At 33.3% G+C, this 18,725-nt stretch carries 17 protein-coding genes; 13 read left to right on the top strand and 4 right to left on the bottom strand.

Annotated features, from left to right (window positions below; genetic code table 11):
* The first annotated feature begins 7 nt into the window (after positions 1 to 7).
* The 5 genes from dnaB (at position 8) to BHY08_RS00085 (ending at position 4,965) form a co-directional block, all read left to right on the top strand.
* Positions 8 to 1,375 carry a replicative DNA helicase gene (gene dnaB / locus BHY08_RS00065; protein ID WP_071455939.1) on the top strand — a complete coding sequence of 456 codons (1,368 nt, stop codon included), beginning with the start codon at positions 8 to 10 and terminating at the stop codon, positions 1,373 to 1,375.
* A 121-nt stretch (positions 1,376 to 1,496) separates the two neighbouring features.
* Entirely contained in the window at positions 1,497 to 2,789 is a 1,293-nt protein-coding gene (locus BHY08_RS00070) for an adenylosuccinate synthase (protein WP_071455940.1), read from the top strand.
* A gap of 95 nt (positions 2,790 to 2,884) precedes the next feature.
* Positions 2,885 to 3,760, top strand: a complete 876-nt coding sequence (locus BHY08_RS00075) for a DegV family protein (RefSeq protein WP_071455941.1) — start codon at positions 2,885 to 2,887, stop codon at positions 3,758 to 3,760.
* Positions 3,761 to 3,878: 118 nt separating this feature from the next.
* Entirely contained in the window at positions 3,879 to 4,328 is a 450-nt protein-coding gene (locus BHY08_RS00080) for a DUF3290 family protein (protein WP_071455942.1), read from the top strand.
* Between the two features lie 7 nt (positions 4,329 to 4,335).
* Positions 4,336 to 4,965 carry a DUF421 domain-containing protein gene (locus tag BHY08_RS00085; protein WP_071455943.1) on the top strand — a complete coding sequence of 210 codons (630 nt, stop codon included), beginning with the start codon at positions 4,336 to 4,338 and terminating at the stop codon, positions 4,963 to 4,965.
* A gap of 34 nt (positions 4,966 to 4,999) precedes the next feature.
* On the opposite strand, the gene BHY08_RS00090 is transcribed toward BHY08_RS00085, so the two are convergent.
* From BHY08_RS00090 to BHY08_RS00105, 4 genes are all read right to left on the bottom strand, one after another.
* Positions 5,000 to 6,622 carry an ABC-F family ATP-binding cassette domain-containing protein gene (locus tag BHY08_RS00090; protein WP_071455944.1) on the bottom strand — a complete coding sequence of 541 codons (1,623 nt, stop codon included), beginning with the start codon at positions 6,620 to 6,622 and terminating at the stop codon, positions 5,000 to 5,002.
* 130 nt (positions 6,623 to 6,752) lie between these two features.
* Positions 6,753 to 7,739 (bottom strand): polyprenyl synthetase family protein, encoded by a 987-nt coding sequence (locus tag BHY08_RS00095; protein ID WP_071455945.1) that lies wholly within the window; start codon positions 7,737 to 7,739, stop codon positions 6,753 to 6,755.
* Between the two features lie 11 nt (positions 7,740 to 7,750).
* Positions 7,751 to 8,290: a Gx transporter family protein gene (locus tag BHY08_RS00100; protein ID WP_071455946.1), complete on the bottom strand. Its 540-nt coding sequence runs from the start codon at positions 8,288 to 8,290 to the stop codon at positions 7,751 to 7,753.
* A gap of 112 nt (positions 8,291 to 8,402) precedes the next feature.
* A complete protein-coding gene (locus BHY08_RS00105; protein WP_071455947.1) occupies positions 8,403 to 10,316 on the bottom strand; it encodes an NAD(P)/FAD-dependent oxidoreductase in 1,914 nt (637 codons plus the stop codon).
* A 299-nt stretch (positions 10,317 to 10,615) separates the two neighbouring features.
* On the opposite strand from BHY08_RS00105, the gene BHY08_RS00110 reads away from it, so the two are divergent.
* The 8 genes from BHY08_RS00110 to BHY08_RS00145 all read left to right on the top strand — a co-directional run bounded on the left by BHY08_RS00110 (position 10,616) and on the right by BHY08_RS00145 (position 18,594).
* The gene (locus BHY08_RS00110) at positions 10,616 to 11,161 is read left to right on the top strand and encodes an FMN-binding protein (protein WP_071455948.1); all 546 of its coding nucleotides are present in this window, start codon (positions 10,616 to 10,618) and stop codon (positions 11,159 to 11,161) included.
* An 88-nt stretch (positions 11,162 to 11,249) separates the two neighbouring features.
* Entirely contained in the window at positions 11,250 to 12,344 is a 1,095-nt protein-coding gene (locus BHY08_RS00115) for an FAD:protein FMN transferase (RefSeq protein WP_071455949.1), read from the top strand.
* A 25-nt stretch (positions 12,345 to 12,369) separates the two neighbouring features.
* Positions 12,370 to 13,308: a 1,4-dihydroxy-2-naphthoate polyprenyltransferase gene (gene menA / locus BHY08_RS00120; RefSeq protein WP_071455950.1), complete on the top strand. Its 939-nt coding sequence runs from the start codon at positions 12,370 to 12,372 to the stop codon at positions 13,306 to 13,308.
* Positions 13,309 to 13,682: 374 nt separating this feature from the next.
* Positions 13,683 to 14,150 (top strand): LPXTG cell wall anchor domain-containing protein, encoded by a 468-nt coding sequence (locus BHY08_RS00125; protein ID WP_071455951.1) that lies wholly within the window; start codon positions 13,683 to 13,685, stop codon positions 14,148 to 14,150.
* 124 nt (positions 14,151 to 14,274) lie between these two features.
* Positions 14,275 to 15,276 (top strand): LacI family DNA-binding transcriptional regulator, encoded by a 1,002-nt coding sequence (locus BHY08_RS00130; RefSeq protein WP_071455952.1) that lies wholly within the window; start codon positions 14,275 to 14,277, stop codon positions 15,274 to 15,276.
* A 120-nt stretch (positions 15,277 to 15,396) separates the two neighbouring features.
* Positions 15,397 to 16,698, top strand: coding sequence for a pyrimidine-nucleoside phosphorylase (locus BHY08_RS00135; protein ID WP_071455953.1), 1,302 nt, complete (start codon positions 15,397 to 15,399; stop codon positions 16,696 to 16,698).
* A 350-nt stretch (positions 16,699 to 17,048) separates the two neighbouring features.
* Positions 17,049 to 17,447: a cytidine deaminase gene (locus tag BHY08_RS00140; RefSeq protein ID WP_370447149.1), complete on the top strand. Its 399-nt coding sequence runs from the start codon at positions 17,049 to 17,051 to the stop codon at positions 17,445 to 17,447.
* A 37-nt stretch (positions 17,448 to 17,484) separates the two neighbouring features.
* Positions 17,485 to 18,594 (top strand): BMP family lipoprotein, encoded by a 1,110-nt coding sequence (locus BHY08_RS00145; RefSeq protein WP_071455955.1) that lies wholly within the window; start codon positions 17,485 to 17,487, stop codon positions 18,592 to 18,594.
* The last annotated feature ends 131 nt before the right edge of the window (positions 18,595 to 18,725 follow it).

Genomic DNA, 18,725 nt, shown 5'->3' on the forward strand with positions numbered 1-18,725 from the left:
GTAATCTATGGAACATATTCAACAAGATAGAGTGCCACCTCAAAGCATCGAGGCAGAACAAGCGGTTTTGGGTTCTGTCTTTTTAAATGCCGATGCTTTGATTGAGGCAATGGAATATATTGATTCAGCAGATTTTTATCGTCGTTCACATCAATTACTGTTTCAAACGATGTTAGATTTAAATAATCGAAATGAAGCAATTGATGTCATCACAATGAAAACAGAACTAGAGCAGAAACAATTAATTGAGGATGTAGGCGGTATTAGTTACTTATCTGAATTGACAACGAGTGTTCCAACTGCAGCAAATGTCGGTTACTATGCAAAAATAGTGGAACAAAAATCATTGCTACGTCGATTAATTCAAACAGCCACAGATATAGTGGCAAAAGGTTTCGAACAAGATGAAGATGTAGAGTTCATTTTAGATGAGGCAGAGCGCCAGATATTAGAAGTGTCTGAAAAAAGAAATAGAAGTGGCTTTTTAGCGATATCTGATGTATTAAGCGAATCGATCGCACAGATTGAGCAATTGTCACAACAGGGTGATGATATTACGGGATTGCCTACAGGTTATCATGCACTAGATAAAATGACAGCAGGGCTTCAATCGGAAGAATTAATTATTTTAGCAGCTCGTCCAGCGGTAGGTAAGACCGCTTTTGCCTTGAATATCGCACAAAACGTAGGAACTAAAACGAATGAATCAGTTGCTATTTTTAGTCTTGAAATGAGTGCCGAATCATTAGTGAATCGTATGCTATGTTCAGAAGGATCTATCGAAGCAAGTCATTTGAAAACAGGCCAATTAACTGATGAAGAGTGGAATAGTTTAATTGTCGCTATGGGTAGTTTGTCACGAGCAAATATTTTTATTGATGATACTCCAGGAATCAAAATATCTGAAATTAGAGCGAAATGCCGAAAATTAGCTCAAGAACAAGGTGAATTGGGATTAATTTTAATAGATTACTTGCAGCTGATTGAGGGAACAGGACGTGAGAACAGACAACAAGAAGTGTCTGAGATTTCACGTCAGTTAAAGAAACTAGCTAAAGAGTTAAAAGTTCCTGTTATTGCATTATCACAGTTATCACGTGGTGTCGAACAACGACAAGATAAACGTCCCGTATTAAGTGATATTCGTGAATCTGGTTCTATCGAGCAAGATGCAGATATTGTCGCCTTTTTATATCGTGATGATTATTATCAACGTGATGGTGAGGACGGCGATGATGAGCCGGTACAAGAGTCTAATAATATTATCGAAGTTATTATAGAAAAAAATAGAAGTGGTGCAAGAGGAACAGTAGAATTGATGTTTATCAAAGAATATAATAAGTTTACCTCCATTTCACCACGTGAAGAGTTTTGATGTTCGTGATTTGTGATTAAAATATGTTTTTTTATTTTAAATGTTCCGATTTAGTTGTGTTTGAAGCTTTTTTTTGGTAATATAGTCAAGTAATAATAAAAGAGAAGAACGGAGTGTTCGTATGTCATCAGTTGTAGTAGTAGGAACTCAGTGGGGAGACGAAGGTAAAGGAAAAATCACTGACTTTTTAAGTGAAAATGCAGAAATTATTGCAAGATACCAAGGTGGAGACAATGCAGGCCACACTATTCAATTTGATGGAACAACTTATAAACTCCATTTAATTCCATCTGGTATTTTTTACCAAGATAAAATAAGCGTGATTGGAAATGGCGTAGTAGTTAATCCAAAATCGTTGATTAAGGAATTAAACTATTTAAAAGAGCACAATATTCCAACAACTAATTTAAGAATATCAGACAGAGCACATGTGATTTTGCCATACCATATTCTTTTAGATCAACTACAAGAAGATGCTAAAGGTGATCAAAAAATAGGAACAACAATTAAAGGGATTGGTCCTGCTTATATGGATAAAGCAGCTCGTGTCGGTATTCGCATAGCTGATTTATTAGATAAAGAAATTTTTGAAGAACGTTTGAAAGTGAATTTAGAAGAAAAAAATAAACTATTCACTAAAATATATGAAGTCGATCCAATTTCATTTGAAGAAGTGTTTGAAGAATACTATGAGTACGGTCAATTAATTAAAGAATACGTAACTGATACATCAGTTATCTTAAATGAAGCCTTAGATACTGGAAAACATGTACTATTTGAAGGTGCTCAAGGAGTTATGCTAGATATTGATCAGGGGACATACCCATTTGTTACATCATCTAATCCATTAGCTGGTGGCGTAACAATCGGAACAGGTGTCGGCCCTTCAAAAATTGATAAGGTCGTTGGTGTTTGTAAAGCTTATACATCTCGTGTTGGTGATGGCCCATTCCCAACAGAATTATTTGATGAAACAGGACACCAAATTAGAGAAGTAGGTCGCGAGTATGGAACAACAACAGGCCGTCCAAGACGTGTTGGTTGGTTTGATAGTGTTGTGATGAGACATTCTAGACGTGTGTCAGGTATTACGAATCTATCATTGAATTCTATTGATGTATTAACAGGATTACCTGTTATCAAAATTTGTGTGGCTTACGAACTAGATGGTAAAGAAATAACTCATTATCCAGCAAGTTTAAAAGAGTTGTCTAGATGTAAACCAATCTATGAAGAATTACCAGGTTGGGAAGAAGATATTACAGGTTGTAAAACATTAGAAGAACTACCAGAAAACGCTAGAAACTATGTTAAACGCGTATCAGAATTAGTTGATGTCCGTATTTCGACGTTCTCTGTAGGTCCAGATAGAACACAAACAAATATCTTAGAAAACGTTTGGGAACAAATTTAAATACCCAATAAATAGAACAAAAATAGAGAGTTATCGAACTCTCTATTTTTTTATTATATAATAGCATGAGATCAATCACAGGGAGAAAATAAAAGATGACTTATAAATTTGATTTGTTGGTAGATTCATGTTGTGATTTATCATATGAACTGTTGCAAGAAACAGGTATTCGAAAAATAAGTATGACAATCCAATTAGATGGTAAAGAGTATCTTGATGATTTTCAAGAAACGCTTGATTATAAATGGTTTATGTCTGAATTAAAAAATGGTGCAACACCGACGACCTCACAAATTAACATTGGCAATTATTTAGATATTTTTAGAGATTACGCTTCAGGCAATCAACCATTACTCTATGTTTGTTTCTCTTCAGGGCTTAGTGGTTCATATAATAATGCACTCACAGCTTTAGCTATGTTAGAAGAAGAAAGTGGAAGTAGTGTGCCTATTACTATAGTTGATTCATTAGCAGCTTCTTTAGGAGAAGGTTTAATCATAGAGAATGTCTTATCACTTAGACGACAAAAAAAAGAATTATCAGAAGTTTTAGATTGGCTTCAGACTAATATACCGCGTGTTCATTCATGGGTGACGGTTGATGACTTAAAACATTTGGAACGTGGTGGAAGAATTTCGAAAACGAGTGCTATGCTTGGTAGTATGATTAAAGTTAAACCAACTATTTGTATGAATGCTGAAGGAAAATTAATTAATACCGGAAAAGTTAGAGGACGAAAACATTCTCTTGATAAGATTGTGGAGTTAACGAAAGACACAATAGAAAATGAAACAACACAAGATATTTTGATTGCATATGCTGGGGATGAAGAGTCAGGAGAAGCATTAAAAAAAATATTAGAAGAAAAAATTAATGTGCAGAGTGTTTCAGTACGCCGAATGGGACCAACTATTGCTAGTCATACAGGGTATGGCGCATTAGCTATTTTTTCATTTGGTAAAGAAAAATAAATAAGAAAACAGACATCCATTAATTAACGGTAATAGATGTCTGTTTTGTTATTATATTATCTATTTATTATGATAAATAGTATAATTATGTCATCATTAAAATTAGGAGTTGCAATATATGGAGTTTTTTACATACAATTATTTCGTAAATCAATCTAGTAACAGCCATATTTATCAATATTTATTAGTTATATTGGCTTTGATAATTATTTTATTATTGATTCTAAGGCGTTCAAAAAATAAAAGTCGATTAAAATATCGTGATTTGATTATTCTATTATCATTACTCTTAGTCTTTTTAATAGGAATCCAGGCAAATGACTATCAAAAAGGCAAGGCAGAAAAAGGAAACTACTCTCAGATGCTTTTCTTTTTAAATGCAGTTAGTAAGAAAAAATTAGTTGATCCTGAAACAATCAGTGTGAATTATAAATATTTAAAAGATGAGATGGTATTGAAAATAAATAATAAGTATTATCAGGTAAATTTTAACAGTGATTTCACAACATTTAAGTTAGAAGAGACCGTGTTAGTTAATGATGAATCAATCAAGGTCACAGGGAAGTGATGAGAAAATGAAAGAGTATTTAGATATAGGAATTAAGTTAGCTATTGGGATTATTACATTGATTTTCCAGATGAATTTATTAGGAAAAGCCAACTTGGCACCAACATCACCACTAGATCAATTACAGAACTTTGTTTTAGGTGGGATTATAGGTGGGATGATATACAATGATCAAATATCAATCTTACAATACTTTCTTGTGTTGGTGATGTGGACATTTTTAGTCACATTGTTTAAATATTTAAAAGAGAATGTTGCGATTGTAAAAAAAATGATAGATGGATATCCCACAACATTGATAAAAAACGGCAAAGTATTGGTAGATGAATGCAGTAAAAAAGGCATTTCTGCTAATGATTTAATGTTTAAATTAAGACAAGCCAATGTCTATGAAACACGTTTAGTTAAACGAGCTATTCAAGAGCAAAATGGGCAACTAACGATTATTTTATATGGTGAGGAAAATGTAAAGTATCCACTGATTACCAATGGATATATAAATCAAGATGTACTAGAAATGATAGACCGCGATGATTCTTGGTTATTTAATGAATTAAATAAACAGGGAGTAGAAATTCAAAATGTTTACCTTGGTGAATGGCTAAACGGTGAATTATTGCTTAGTTTATATGATTAAAAAACCGCCATGCCTAAAAGCATAACGGTTTTTTTTATTTAAATATGTTTTTTAATTGCTCTTTTACTGTCTCATTTTCTAAGAATTCATCATAGGTTGTTTCTGCACGGTCAATTACACCTTGATCTGACACTGCGATGATACGATTTGCAGTTGTTTGGATAAACTGGTGGTCATGTGATGCAAAAAGAATAGAACCACTAAAGGTGATTAAGCCATCATTTAGAGCTGTAATTGATTCTAAGTCCAAATGGTTGGTTGGATCATCTAACACAAGTACGTTTGATTTAGATAACATTAGTTTTGAAAGCATACAACGAACTTTTTCTCCCCCAGATAAAACATTAACAGGTTTTAATACGTCTTCGCCTGAGAAAAGCATACGTCCTAAGAAACTACGTAAAAATGTATTATCATTTTCTTCTTTTGAAGCATATTGGCGTAACCAATCCACGATGGTCATATCATTGTTGAATTCTTCTGTTGTGTCTTTAGGTAGATAAGCTTGAGATGTTGTAACACCCCAACGAACCGAACCAGTATCTGGTTCCATTTCACCCATAATAATTTTGAAAAGAATAGTTGTTGCGATATCGTCTTTTGCAATAAAGGCTACCTTATCATCTTTTCTTAGTGTAAATGAGATATTATCTAGAATTTTCTTTCCATCAATTGTTTTTGATACATTTTCAACTTGCAATAAGTCATTTCCAATTTCACGTTCTGGGTTAAATCCTACAAATGGGTAACGACGTGATGAAGGTTGGATATCATCTAGTTCAATTTTATCTAACATTTTTTTACGAGAAGTTGCTTGTTTAGATTTAGAAGCGTTGGCACTAAATCTTGCAATAAAGGCTTGTAATTCTTTGACTTTTTCTTCTTTTTTAGCATTTTGATCTGCTTGAAGTCTAGCAGCTAACTGACTAGACTCTAACCAGAAATCATAGTTCCCAACGTATAGCTTAATTTTTCCGAAATCTAAATCAGCCATGTGTGTACATACCTTGTTTAGGAAATGACGGTCATGGGAAACCGTAATAACAGTATTGTCAAAGTTGATTAAAAATTCTTCTAACCATGCGATAGACTCTCTGTCTAAACCGTTTGTCGGCTCGTCTAATAGTAAAACATCTGGTTGGCCAAATAAAGCTTGAGCAAGCAATACTTTTACTTTTTGTCCAGCTGTTAATTCTGACATTTTTAGACTATGTAAATCTTCTGGGATATTTAAACCTTGTAGTAAACTTGCCGCTTCTGGTTCAGCTTCCCAACCATTTAATTCCGCAAATTCTCCTTCAAGTTCAGCTGCTTTAATCCCATCTTCATCAGAAAAATCTTCTTTCATGTAGATGGCATTTTTTTCTTGCATCACTTCATAAAGACGTTTATGTCCCATGATAACAGTATCAATCACAGTTTCGTCCTCATAGTCAAAATGATTTTGTTTAAGTGTTGCTAATCGCTCATCAGGTCCTAAAGCAACATATCCTGTTGTTGGTTCAATTTCATTTGAAAGTATCTTTAAGAAAGTTGACTTTCCAGCACCATTTGCACCAATTAATCCATAACAATTTTCTGGTGTGAATTTTATATTTACATCGTCGAATAGTTTTCTATCCGGGAATTGTAAACTTACATCTGAAACAGTAATCAAAATAAATCCCTCACTTTTTCTTTATTAGTGTTGTTGTAATGTCTATCGTATCTCCCCGATTATATCGGGTTTAAACAGTTGGTGCAACCATATGAATAAAAAGAACCTTAGTCAAGGAAATGACTAAGGGTTAAAACGTTCTTTGTAAAATCGATTTTGTAATAGTATAGATTATTTCTTTAGTGTTTTGTTTATTATTAGGAAGAGATTGGATGCCATCTAGAGCACGATTTGTGTAGTGAGATGCTAGCTCATAGGCTTTTTCTACACCATGGCAATCGCTTACTAAATCATGGATTTGTTTCGCATCTTCTTGTGTCATGGAGTCCTTCTTACTAAGTATCGGCTCAAAAAAGTCAGGATGTTCTGCAATACTACAAATCAAAGGTAAGCTATAAATCCCTTGCCTAACATCTTCTAATACAGGTTTTCCAAGAGTTTCTTCACTTTGAGAATAATCCAAAATATCATCTACAATTTGGAATGCAAGACCGATGTCTTTTCCGATTTCACGACATTTATTCGCAAGATTTTTACTTCCGCCATTTTCAAAGCATCCAATAAAACAACTTAATGCAAATAACTCAGCTGTTTTTCCGGTGATATTGGCTAAATAGTCATCAACAGTGACATTGATATTATAGCGTTCATTCATTTGGCCAAGTTCCCCTAGTAGAACCTTTTCCATGCTTGTTGTATTAAGCTCAATACTTTTTAATGAATTTTGGTATTGAATTAATAATTTAAAACAAACGATGAATAGGTAGTCACCAGAGTAAACCGCGATGTCAGTGCTAAAAGAAGCATTCATCGTTTTAGTTCCACGTCTAGTATCAGCGACATCAACAATATCATCATGAATTAACGTAGCAGTATGAAGTGTTTCAATCGCAGCAGCAAGAGCAATGGTCTTTTTCTTATCAACTTTTGTTCCAAATTCGGAGAATAAAAGCAGATACGCTGGACGAAGTAGTTTCCCACCAGAGTGGAAAATAGCTAATATAGCATCTTCTACTTCCTTATTAGGTAAAGAAATTGATTCTGAAATTAAATTTAATGTTTTTTGTAAGTCTTTTTTTAAGGACGGATATGACGTCCACATATCATGAGGTTCCATCAATAGTCTCCTTATTTTAGAGTATGTTTATCATAGGCCAACTGAAATTCCTGTAGTGTTTTAACATGTAACATTAAATAATTGGCAGCAATTCCTATAGCAATCCCAGCTAAAATACCAATCCATGAAAGAATGGGTAGGTAGAGCATAACAGTCCATGATTTGGCAATCCAACTGGCGATGAGTAGTTGTCCCACATTGTGTAGGAAGCCACCAAAAGCACTGATACCGATTGTACTAATACGTTTTGGCCCCAACTGTTTGAGTGTAAGCATCCCAAAATAACTTAGAAAGGCTCCCGCAGCACTATACATTAATGTTGAGACAGTTCCGCCTAGTAGTGTGGTTAAAAATAAACGTAAAACGACCAAGGTAAAACTATCCTTTATAGGCATAGTAAAAATTGCAATAATGGTAATTAAGTTAGCTAATCCAAGTTTTGCTCCAGGAGCAAACGCAAAAGGAAAAGGAATCATATTTTCAAGTAAACCTATAATAACACCTTGAGCAACAAGTAGAGCAATGTAGATAATTTTTTTATTTTTTGACATGATTATTCTCCTATCATAGTGAGAATACTATCAATTTATTCATAGTGCAATACTTTGAATAAAAAGAAAGCTCTAGAAATAATTCTAGAACTTTCTGATGAAGTATCTAAGGTTACGATTTTTCACCGTATCGAGCTTTGACGTCTCCATACCACCAATTACCTAATTTGCGTTGAATCCATGGAATAACCCATTTATCTAATCCGAAGGCACGTCCAGAACCATTCATTAAAGCAAAGGCAACAAATAAGAACCAAATGTTAACCCAATAGAACATACCTGACAGACAGAACATAACTACTAAAACAATCGTAGTTGCATTAGCTAACCAAGTAAATAACCCAAAGATAATGGCTAGAGCTAGAGCTACTTCAAATAGTGTCATGAATTTTTGCATAAATAAAGCAACTTCAGTATTTGGCATCATGAATTTCATAATAGATCCAAACCAGTCAGGCATTGATTTAAAGACAAGCATTGGTTCTTCACCAAAGGCATAACTTAATCCAAACGTTGGATCAGCAGTAGCAGTAGTTGCAGCAGCATCAGCGGCTTGAGAAGCACCTGATGTTGCATCAGCTGGTTGTAACCATTCAAACGGAAACGCAACAGTGTTGGTGAACCATGAGCCATCACCAAACCACGTACTTGGTTGTAATACTTTACCATTACCAATGACTTTTTTCATGGCTTCAACTAACCAAACACATCCGTAGAATACGCGTAATGGAACAGACCATAACACATTACTATTACGTGACGTATGTCCTCTGAAAACATTTCGTTCATCTTTAATTCGGAAAAATTCATGCATAATATATTGGAACATATAATAACCTGAGCGAATATCAAAGAAATATCTTAAGTTAATAATGTGTTTCATCAACATTGCAAAGAATCCACTTAAATGGAATTTATCAAAGACACATGCAACAGCATATTTAGATCCAATGGAAACCATGAATCCATCATATTTACCTTTGTAAGCTTCTTTTTCAGTTCCATTTATTGTTGCTAAAATATTTTTAGCAGCACAGATACCAGTTTGTTCAGCAGCTTGTACAATTTGCGGTGTTGGTCGGTTTTCTTTATCAGCTTCTTCAAAGTAAACTAAATCTCCGACAACAAAAATATTTTTTTCTTCGTAACCTTTTGCTTGCATGTACTCATTAGCAACTAAACGATTTGCACGTGCAGCAGGCATATCGAATTTTTCAGCATCACTATTTGCTTTAACACCAGCAGTCCAAATTAATGTATTAGTTGGGATTTTTTCACCAGATTTTAAGATGATATAATCTTCGTGTACTTCAACGATAGGCATATCTTTTAATATGCTAACCCCTTTTTTCGTTAGATATTTTTCAGCTTTTCCAGCATCATTTCGGTCTAACATGTTTAAGATAGTTGGAGCAGCTTCAACCACCATTAAATTGATATCTTCTGGTTTAATTTTATTGTTTTTAGCTAATCGGTCTTTCCAGTCGATTAATTCACCAACCATTTCAATACCAGTAAATCCAGAACCGCAAACAACAAAATTCAACATCGCTTTACGTTTTGCTTCATCTGGCTCAACAGCCGCAAGTGCAACAGTACGTTCGATGTGCTCTCTAATTTTAATAGCGTCATCCATAGACCATAAAGTAAATCCATGTTCTTTAACACCAGGTGTACCAAAGTCATTAGGTTCTCCCCCCATACCTAAAACTAGGTAGTCAAAAGAATAAGAACCTTGTTTGGTTTTAACTATTTTCTTCTCTTTATCAATAGTTATGACTGTATCTGTTACAACACTGACATTTTTACGTTTGCAGAATAATCGTTGTAAATCATATTGGATTGCTTCTGGCTCCACACGTCCACCTGCAACTTCATGTAATTCTGTCATCATCGTTTGATAAGAATGACGATCAATTAATGTAATATGAGCATCTGGATTCTTTTTTAATTTTTTTGATAACATCTTTGTAGCAGCTATTCCAGAATAACCTGCTCCGACAACTACTATTTCAGTCTTTGCCATAAAACACTCTCCTTTAATTTTTTATAAAAATTAGTTTGTGAATTGTGCAGAATAGTACTATTTATAAGAACGTGAAAAAATTTACACAATTACTTACAATTATACAGTGTTATAAAAGAAAAGTCTAACAAATCTTTGATATTAACAAAAAAATAAAAATAGAAAGAATTGAGAGAATGATTAAAAAAATGTGAAAATATGAATAAAGTTATTTAAAGGCATTGCATTTTTAGTCACAATATTATAAGATTACAAGTGATTAGAAGTTCACAAAGAATATAAAAAGGCGGGTTATTCATATGAAATTCAAAAAATTAGTGTCAGGCGTTGCAATGTTAGCGTTATCTACAATTTTGTTAGCTGCTTGTGGTGGGGATAAAAAGGATGATACATCAGCTTCATCAAGTACAGCTTCATCAAGTACAGCAGTAGCAGATTCTTCATCAACAGCAGATTCATTTGTAATGGGTGAATTAAAAGATGGTGAGTATAAGTTAGAAGAAAAAAATTACAATAATGGTTACCGTGTCGTATTTACAATAGTTGTAAAAGATGGAAAAATCACCGAATCTAAATATGATAATGTGAATGAAGAAGGTAAATCAAAAGTTGATGATGCAGACTATAACAAAAAAATGGAAAAAGTTGCTAAAACATCACCAGAAAAATATATACCAGAGTTAAATAAAGCATTATTAGAAAAACAAAATCCTTCAGATATTGATACGATTACTGGTGCGACACACTCAACAGATAGCTTCAAAGAATACGCAAAACAATTAATTGAAGCAGCTGAAAAAGGTGATACTAAAACAATTGAAATTGACAATCAAGTAGAAAAATAATAAACTTATATTTGATTAGTAATGAGTGGCAAGCTTTTAAGTTTGCCACCTTTTTTATTTTAAAAAGTTTATAGCGAGGGAAGTATCCATGAAAAAAAAAATAACCACAGCTATGCTATTATTAACTTTCACGAGTTTTTTAATAGCAGGGTGTTCAAGTAAGAAAACAGATTCAAATACAACAACCAAACAAGAAAAACTTGTAAAAGAGCCTTACTCAGAAAGACAATTTTTGATGGGAACTTATGTACAAGTCAAAATTTACAATGAAGGCAAAGAAGAAGTATTAAAAAAAGCGTTTGATCGTATAGGTGTCTTAGATAGAGAAATCACTGTTAATGAAAAAGGGTCTGAAGTGGATGAAATCAATGATCAGGCAGGTATTAAGCCAGTAAAGGTCAGCTCAGATGTATATGATTTGATTAAAGCTGCTGTAAATTATACAGAAGACTCTAATGGAGGGTTTGATTTAGCTATTGGACCAATCACGCAATTATGGCATATTGGGTTTGATGATGCGAGAAAGCCAGAACAAAGTGAAATCGATCAAGAATTGAAAAAAGTTGATTATAAAAAAGTGGTACTAAATGATAAAGATCAAACTGTTTATTTAGAAGAAAAAGGGATGAGCCTAGATTTAGGAGCCATTGCTAAAGGATACATTACAGATGAAGTAGTTGATGTGCTAAAAGAAAATGGTGTAACAAGTGCTATTGTTGATTTAGGAGGAAACGTCTACGTGTTAGGCGACAACCCTAGAAGTGATTCAGGTAAGTGGAAAATCGGAATTCAAGATCCAAATGAAGCTAGAAATACTGTCGTTGGAACAGTAGAAGAAAAAAATAAATCCCTTGTAACGTCTGGTATCTATGAACGTTATTTAAAAGTTGGCGACAACGTTTTCCATCACTTGTTTAACGCTAAAACAGGTTACCCATTTGATAATGAAATTGCAGGTGTGACGATTGTATCAGATACATCGATTGCAGGAGATGCCCTTTCAACAGCTGTGTTTTCTAAAGGTGTTAAAGAAGGTATGGCTTATGTAGATAGCTTAGATGGTGTCGATGCCATTTTTATTACAAAAGATGATAGTATCTACATAAGTAAAGGATTACAAGGTAACTTTAAGTTAAATAAAGAATCTCCTTATAAGCTTAAAGATATAAAAGAGTTAAAGTAGTGTTAAAAGAAGGAGTTTTTTATTCATGGCAGTGTTTTTTGAATTAGTTGAAATTCGAACAAAACTAGCAAGTGTCTTTCCTTATTTTATAGGTTTGTTATTTTCGTTATACTATTTTGAGCAAATAAACTGGTTTAATATGTTTCTATTTTTTATTGGGATGTTTATTTTTGATATGGCCACCACAGCGATTAATAACCTGATGGATTATTTAAAAGCTAAGGATGATAGCTATCAACAGTTGACTAATATTATTGGAAGAGCTGGGTTAAAAGTATCAAAAGTTCGAAACATGATTATTGGAATGATTACATTTTCTAGTATCATTGGTTTATGGTTAACGTTTCGTACAAGTCTATTATTGTTGCCAATGGGTGGTTTATGTTTTTTGATTGGTATCTTTTATACATTTGGTCCAGTCCCATTATCAAGAATGCCATTAGGAGAGTTATTTAGTGGTGTGACGATGGGATTTGGTATTTTCTTTATCACGTTATACTTAAACGTTTATGACACAGGATTTTTAGCTCTTAAATTTGCTAACGGTCAGTTCATGTTATCAGGCAATATTAAGGAGTTAATCGTCAGTGTATGGGCATCTATTCCTATGATGTTTACCATTGCCAACATCATGCTAGCCAATAATCTATGTGATTTAGATCAAGATATTTTAAATCATCGTTATACGTTACCTTTCTATATTGGTAGACAAAATGGTGTGTATCTATTTGATTTATTAATGTATAGTTGTTATTTTGTGATAGTCATTGGCGTTATGGTAGGCATTTATCATTGGAGCATGTTGATTATTTTAGTTACATTTCCACTGGTTAAAAAGAATGTCTCTCAATTTAATGAAAAACAAGAAAAGGGAACCACGTTTTCTGTAGCCATTAAAAATTTAGTATTATTTAATGGGGCACAGATTACAGGGTTATTATTAGGTATTATATTAACTAAGTAATATAAAAGTATTTTATAATGTCTTTTTAGTGGGTTAGGGCGATTATAAAATGCTTTTTTAGTCTGTATAATTAAAAATAGTGTATTAAAATAAGTTTGTTATAGAAAAATATCAAGAAATTAGTTGATAATTTTATAAACTATCAGTAATTTCGAATATTATTTAAACTTAGTGTTATTAAGCATAGACTTGCTATTTTTTATATCACAACAAAGTAATAAACAGATAATAAAAAATCGTTAATATAAAAAATGCATTTGTTTATTATAATACTTTTTTTTAAGATAGAAAAACAACTACAAATAAAACAAAATATTGAACTTTGGTTATAAAGTGATATAATATATAAGAAAAACCTATGATAGATAAATCACATGAAAAAAGTTAAATTAGCAACAGCAACATTATTAGCAGGGACAGCAATGGCACCGATAATAACAAACACTATCACTATTGATCCATGGGAACAAGCAGCTAAGGAAGATGCAGCTAAAAAAGATTGGAATACTGAATCTGCTAAAGAAAGCAAAGATGCAGAAGACGCATATGCAGATGTATGGGAAAAAGTAGCGAACGAAGTAAATCAAACATCTGAATCAAAAACAGAAGATTCTAAAACTGAATCTTCAAAAGAAGCAGAAAAAACAACTGATTCTAAAAAAGAAGAAACTAAAACAACAGACTCTAAAAAGGCTGCTGTAAAAGTTGCTACAAAAAAAGAAGAAGTCAAAAAATCTGCAGCTGTTTTACCACAAACAAATGATACTGTAAATGCTGGTTTAGTTGCTGGTGGAGTATTATCTATGTTAGGTTCAGCTTTATTATTCTTCAGAAAAAAATAAGCTAAGATTATACTGTTAAGGTAAGTAATAGATTATCTATTATTTACCTTTTTTGTTGTTTATTCTATCCTTTTTTGCTCTCTTTTGATATGATGAAGGCGACATATGAATTGAGGTGACAAAAATGAAAATGACAATCAAAGAAATAGCAGCTATCTCAGGTGTTTCGACGACAACAGTTTCTCAGATATTAAATAATAAAGGGCAGAGATTTAGCGAAGAAACACGCAAAAGAGTTTTGAAAGCGGTCGAGGAATACGATTACAATCCTGATTACTTTGCTAAAAATATGGTTCACAGGGAGTCTAAAACAGTTGGAATGATTGTTCCAGATGTAACTGACTTATTTTTTTCCAAGGTAATTGAAGGTGTTGAGGCTTACTTTAATAAAAAAGATTATATGATTTTATTATGTAATTCAAGACATTCAGCAGAAAAAGAGAAAGATTATATCAAACAACTTCAAAATCGATCGGTTGCAGGAATTTTATTAGCAAGTCCAAATTCGCTAAAGTTAGAGAGTGACTTAAAAGGAAGTCCATATATTTTAATTGATAGGGGGCTTAATACGAGAACAGAAGGAAATCTGTTAGTAAAAGAATATAGTGGCGTTTATCAAGCTATTCAACATTTGATTGATAATGGACATACTAGAGTTGGTATGCTGACAAATGAATCCGGTTATTATGAAATGACAGAGCGATTCGATGCGTATTATCAATGTCTAAAAGATAATAATATTGAATATAATCCTGACTTTATTGCAGACGGTCCTGTGACAATAGAGGGTGGATACTTGGCAGCTAAAGCATTACTCGAAAAACAATTTATCACAGCATTATGTTGTGGAAATGATCAAATGGCGGTGGGAGCTTACAGAGCAGCCTATGAATTAGGTTTATCTATTCCAAAAGATTTATCGGTGGTAGGATTTGATGACTTAGAACTCTCGGCTTTTTTAAATCCACCATTAACGACAGTCAAACAACCAGCTTTTGATATTGGTTATACAGCCGCCCGATATTTGTTGCAAGAAATAGAGCACCCTAATGAAATTATTCCTAATAAAACTTTTGAAACCACGTTTATTGAACGAGGGAGCACAATATCTATTGACAAAACATGAAAACGTGTTAAAATCTAATTGTAAGCGCTATTAGTTTAATACTACAAAGAGTAAAACGATTTACTTAAGTAGATTATTTGTAGTAAATCGTTTTACTTAATGAGAATTGAGGAACACATAATGAGAATGGTAGATTTGATTAAAAAGAAACGAGACGGCTTAGCTTTATCAAAAGATGAGATTGAATTTATTATTAATGGTTATACTACAGGTGATGTAACAGATTATCAAATGAGTGCTCTTTTAATGGCTATATATTTTAATGATATGACAGATGAAGAAATCACTTGGATGACCACAGCGATGAGTCAATCGGGAGATATGATTGATTTATCGGCCATTCAAGGAATTAAAGTTGATAAACATTCAACTGGTGGAGTAGGAGATACAACAACATTAGTATTAGCTCCTTTAGTGGCATCAGTTGGAGCAAAAGTAGCTAAAATGAGTGGTCGAGGATTAGGTCACACTGGTGGTACAATTGATAAATTAGAAGCGATACCAGGATTTAAAGTTGAACTAGAAAATGATGAATTTATAAAATTTGTTAATGAAAGTAACGTTGCAGTAACTGGACAATCCGGAGATCTAGCACCAGCAGATAAAAAAATCTATGCATTACGTGATGTAACAGCAACGGTTGATTCTATCCCACTTATTGCTAGTTCTATCATGAGTAAAAAGATTGCGTCAGGTGCAGATGCGATAGTACTTGATGTGACAACAGGTGATGGTGCCTTTATGAAAAATATCGAGGATGCTGAAAGATTAGCTCATACAATGGTTCGAATCGGTCATTTAGCAAATCGTCAAACGATGGCAATTATTTCTGATATGTCACAACCTTTGGGAAATGCGATTGGGAACGCTAATGAGATAAAAGAAGCAATTGATGCATTAAAAGGTGAGGGGCCAGAAGATTTAATGGAAATGGTATACACTCTTGGGAGTCAAATGGTTGTTCTAGCAGAAAGAGCGTCTACTTTAGAAGAGGCACGACAATTATTAGAAAATAGCATAACAAGTGGCGCAGCTGCGGATAAATTCAAAGAAATGATTCGTAATCAAGGTGGGGATGATTCGGTCGTTGATTTTCCTGAAAAATTACCACAAGCAAGCTATATTATAGAAGTTCCATCTAAAAAGACTGGTGTTGTTTCTAAAATCGTTGCGGACAAAATCGGTGTTGCAGCAATGCTTTTAGGTGCTGGTCGAAGAACAAAAGAAGAAGAAATTGATTATGCAGTTGGTTTAATTTTGAATAAAAAAGTTGGGGAATCAGTATTTGAAGGCGAATCATTAGTGACTATTCAATCGAATCGCGAAAATGTTGATGATGTCTTAAAAGTTATCTATGAGAATATAGAGATTGGTGATTTGGGAGAAGAGCCAGTTCTCATTCACAAAATAATAACCGAATAATGGAAAAAAATGATGAAAAATTGTTCATATTATTCTAATGAATATTGATAATTTCTCTTAAAAATAGTATCTTTAATTTTAGAAGTAATATAAATGATTAAAGTCTTTTTTACCTAATTTATTATAAAATAACAGTGATTTATAACTTTACTCGTCTATTAAGTAATGTTAACAAAGTAAGAGTTTTCAAATGAAAAGTCAGGTTAAGTAATTAAATATAACAGAATTGGTATAGTTATGATAGGTTGGTAAAAGAGATGTTTCTTATCAAAAAGAGGGGGCGGGCGATATCAAAATAAGCTGATAAAGTCTTTGGGTTGATGTTCGTAGGTAATAAAGATAGGAGATATATTATGACAGTAAACAAAAATTGGATTGACCATGCAACACATGCGTATCATCAAGCATATGTTCCTTATTCTGAATTTCCTGTAGGCGCTGCTCTTGTGACTAAGTCAGGAAAAGTGTATGAGGGGTGTAACATAGAAAATGCCTCATTCGGTTTAACGAATTGTGCAGAGAGAACAGCGATTTTCAAAGCAATATCAGAAGGTGAAAAAGAATTTAAACATTTAGTAGTTATTGGAAATACTAAAGAACCAATTTCTCCTTGTGGTGCTTGCAGACAGGTTTTAGTCGAATTTTGTGATCCAGATATGCCAATAACATTATGTAATTTAAATGGAGACACAAAAGAGACAACTATGAAAGAACTACTTCCATATTCATTTGTAGAAGTAGAAAAATAACTATCAACTAAAAATTATAAGCGGAGGTTTTTCAAAAATGAAAAAATCAACAAAATTTGGTGCAGGATTATTAGTTATGGGATTAGCAGTAACGTTAACAGCTTGTGGGGGAAATAAAGCAGGTGGTAACGTTGGTGGAAAAACAACTTCAGGTGAAAAACCAGATCAAACAGTTCATACAGCAGCAATTGTAACTGATGTTGGTGGTGTGGATGATAAATCGTTTAACCAAGGTGCTTGGGAAGGTTTGAAAGAGTGGGGAGAAGCTAACAAACTTGAAAAAGGTGCTAATGGTTATGATTACTTCCAATCAACAGATGCATCTCAATACACAACAAATATTGACCAAGCTGTCGCAAGTAAATTTGAAACTATTTTTGGTATTGGTTACTTATTAACAGATGCCATTTCAGCAGCAGCAGATCAAAATAAAGACACACAATTTGGTATCGTAGATTCAGTTATTGAAGGAAAAGATAACGTCGTATCTTTAACATTTAAGGATAATGAAGCAGCTTACTTAGCAGGTATTGCAGCAGCGTATTCTACTAAAACAGATAAAGTTGGATTTGTTGGAGGCGAAGAAGGCGCAGTTATTGACCGTTTTGAAGCAGGGTTTGTTAAAGGTGTTGAAGATGGAGCAAAAGAATTAGATAAAAAAATTAAAGTAGACGTTCAATATGCAGCATCATTTGGTGACCCTGCTAAAGGTAAAGCTTTAGCAGCCAATATGTACCAAAACGGTGTGGATATTATTTATCATGCTTCAGGTGGTACTGGTGCAGGAGTCTTCCAAGAAGCTAAAGACTTAAATGAAAAACAATCAGCAGACAAACGTGTTTGGGTGATTGGTGTAGATAGAGATCAAGAAGAAGATGGTAACTACAAAGACAAAGATGGTAAAGAAGAAAACTTCACCTTAACATCAAGTATTAAAGGTGTAGGAACTGCTGTTAAAGACGTAACTGAAAAAGCTCAAAAAGGTGAATTCCCTGGTGGAGACGTATTAGTTTATGGTCTTAAAGAAGGCGGAGTTGATTTATCTAAAGGTCATTTAGATCAAAAAGCAATTGATGCAGTAGAAAAAGCTCGTAAAGAAGTTATTGATGGAAAAGTAGAAGTTCCAGAAAAACCAGCTAAAAAATAAAAATTGTTGAAAAGTCGTTGATAGAAAACTTTATGGGAAGCGTTCAAAATAAACTGAATAACTTTTCCATAAAGTTTTTCTTTTAGGCTTTAAAGGAATGGGAAAAGTAAGTTTTCTCTTTCCTTCAAAGT

It is taken from the genome of Vagococcus teuberi, assembly GCF_001870205.1.
GTDB classification, from domain to species: domain Bacteria; phylum Bacillota; class Bacilli; order Lactobacillales; family Vagococcaceae; genus Vagococcus; species Vagococcus teuberi.

Excerpts from the sequence above, each read along its gene's own strand:
- BHY08_RS00115 (WP_071455949.1), top strand. The coding sequence starts at position 11,250 with ATGAAAAAAAAAATAACCACAGCTATGCTATTATTAACTTTCACGAGT.
- menA (WP_071455950.1), top strand. The coding sequence starts at position 12,370 with ATGGCAGTGTTTTTTGAATTAGTTGAAATTCGAACAAAACTAGCAAGT.
- BHY08_RS00135 (WP_071455953.1), top strand. The coding sequence starts at position 15,397 with ATGAGAATGGTAGATTTGATTAAAAAGAAACGAGACGGCTTAGCTTTA.
- dnaB (WP_071455939.1), top strand. The coding sequence starts at position 8 with ATGGAACATATTCAACAAGATAGAGTGCCACCTCAAAGCATCGAGGCA.
- BHY08_RS00105 (WP_071455947.1), bottom strand. The coding sequence starts at position 10,316 with ATGGCAAAGACTGAAATAGTAGTTGTCGGAGCAGGTTATTCTGGAATA.
- BHY08_RS00075 (WP_071455941.1), top strand. The coding sequence starts at position 2,885 with ATGACTTATAAATTTGATTTGTTGGTAGATTCATGTTGTGATTTATCA.
- BHY08_RS00095 (WP_071455945.1), bottom strand. The coding sequence starts at position 7,739 with ATGGAACCTCATGATATGTGGACGTCATATCCGTCCTTAAAAAAAGAC.
- BHY08_RS00100 (WP_071455946.1), bottom strand. The coding sequence starts at position 8,290 with ATGTCAAAAAATAAAAAAATTATCTACATTGCTCTACTTGTTGCTCAA.
- BHY08_RS00145 (WP_071455955.1), top strand. The coding sequence starts at position 17,485 with ATGAAAAAATCAACAAAATTTGGTGCAGGATTATTAGTTATGGGATTA.
- BHY08_RS00110 (WP_071455948.1), top strand. The coding sequence starts at position 10,616 with ATGAAATTCAAAAAATTAGTGTCAGGCGTTGCAATGTTAGCGTTATCT.
- BHY08_RS00085 (WP_071455943.1), top strand. The coding sequence starts at position 4,336 with ATGAAAGAGTATTTAGATATAGGAATTAAGTTAGCTATTGGGATTATT.
- BHY08_RS00080 (WP_071455942.1), top strand. The coding sequence starts at position 3,879 with ATGGAGTTTTTTACATACAATTATTTCGTAAATCAATCTAGTAACAGC.
- BHY08_RS00130 (WP_071455952.1), top strand. The coding sequence starts at position 14,275 with ATGAAAATGACAATCAAAGAAATAGCAGCTATCTCAGGTGTTTCGACG.
- BHY08_RS00125 (WP_071455951.1), top strand. The coding sequence starts at position 13,683 with ATGAAAAAAGTTAAATTAGCAACAGCAACATTATTAGCAGGGACAGCA.
- BHY08_RS00070 (WP_071455940.1), top strand. The coding sequence starts at position 1,497 with ATGTCATCAGTTGTAGTAGTAGGAACTCAGTGGGGAGACGAAGGTAAA.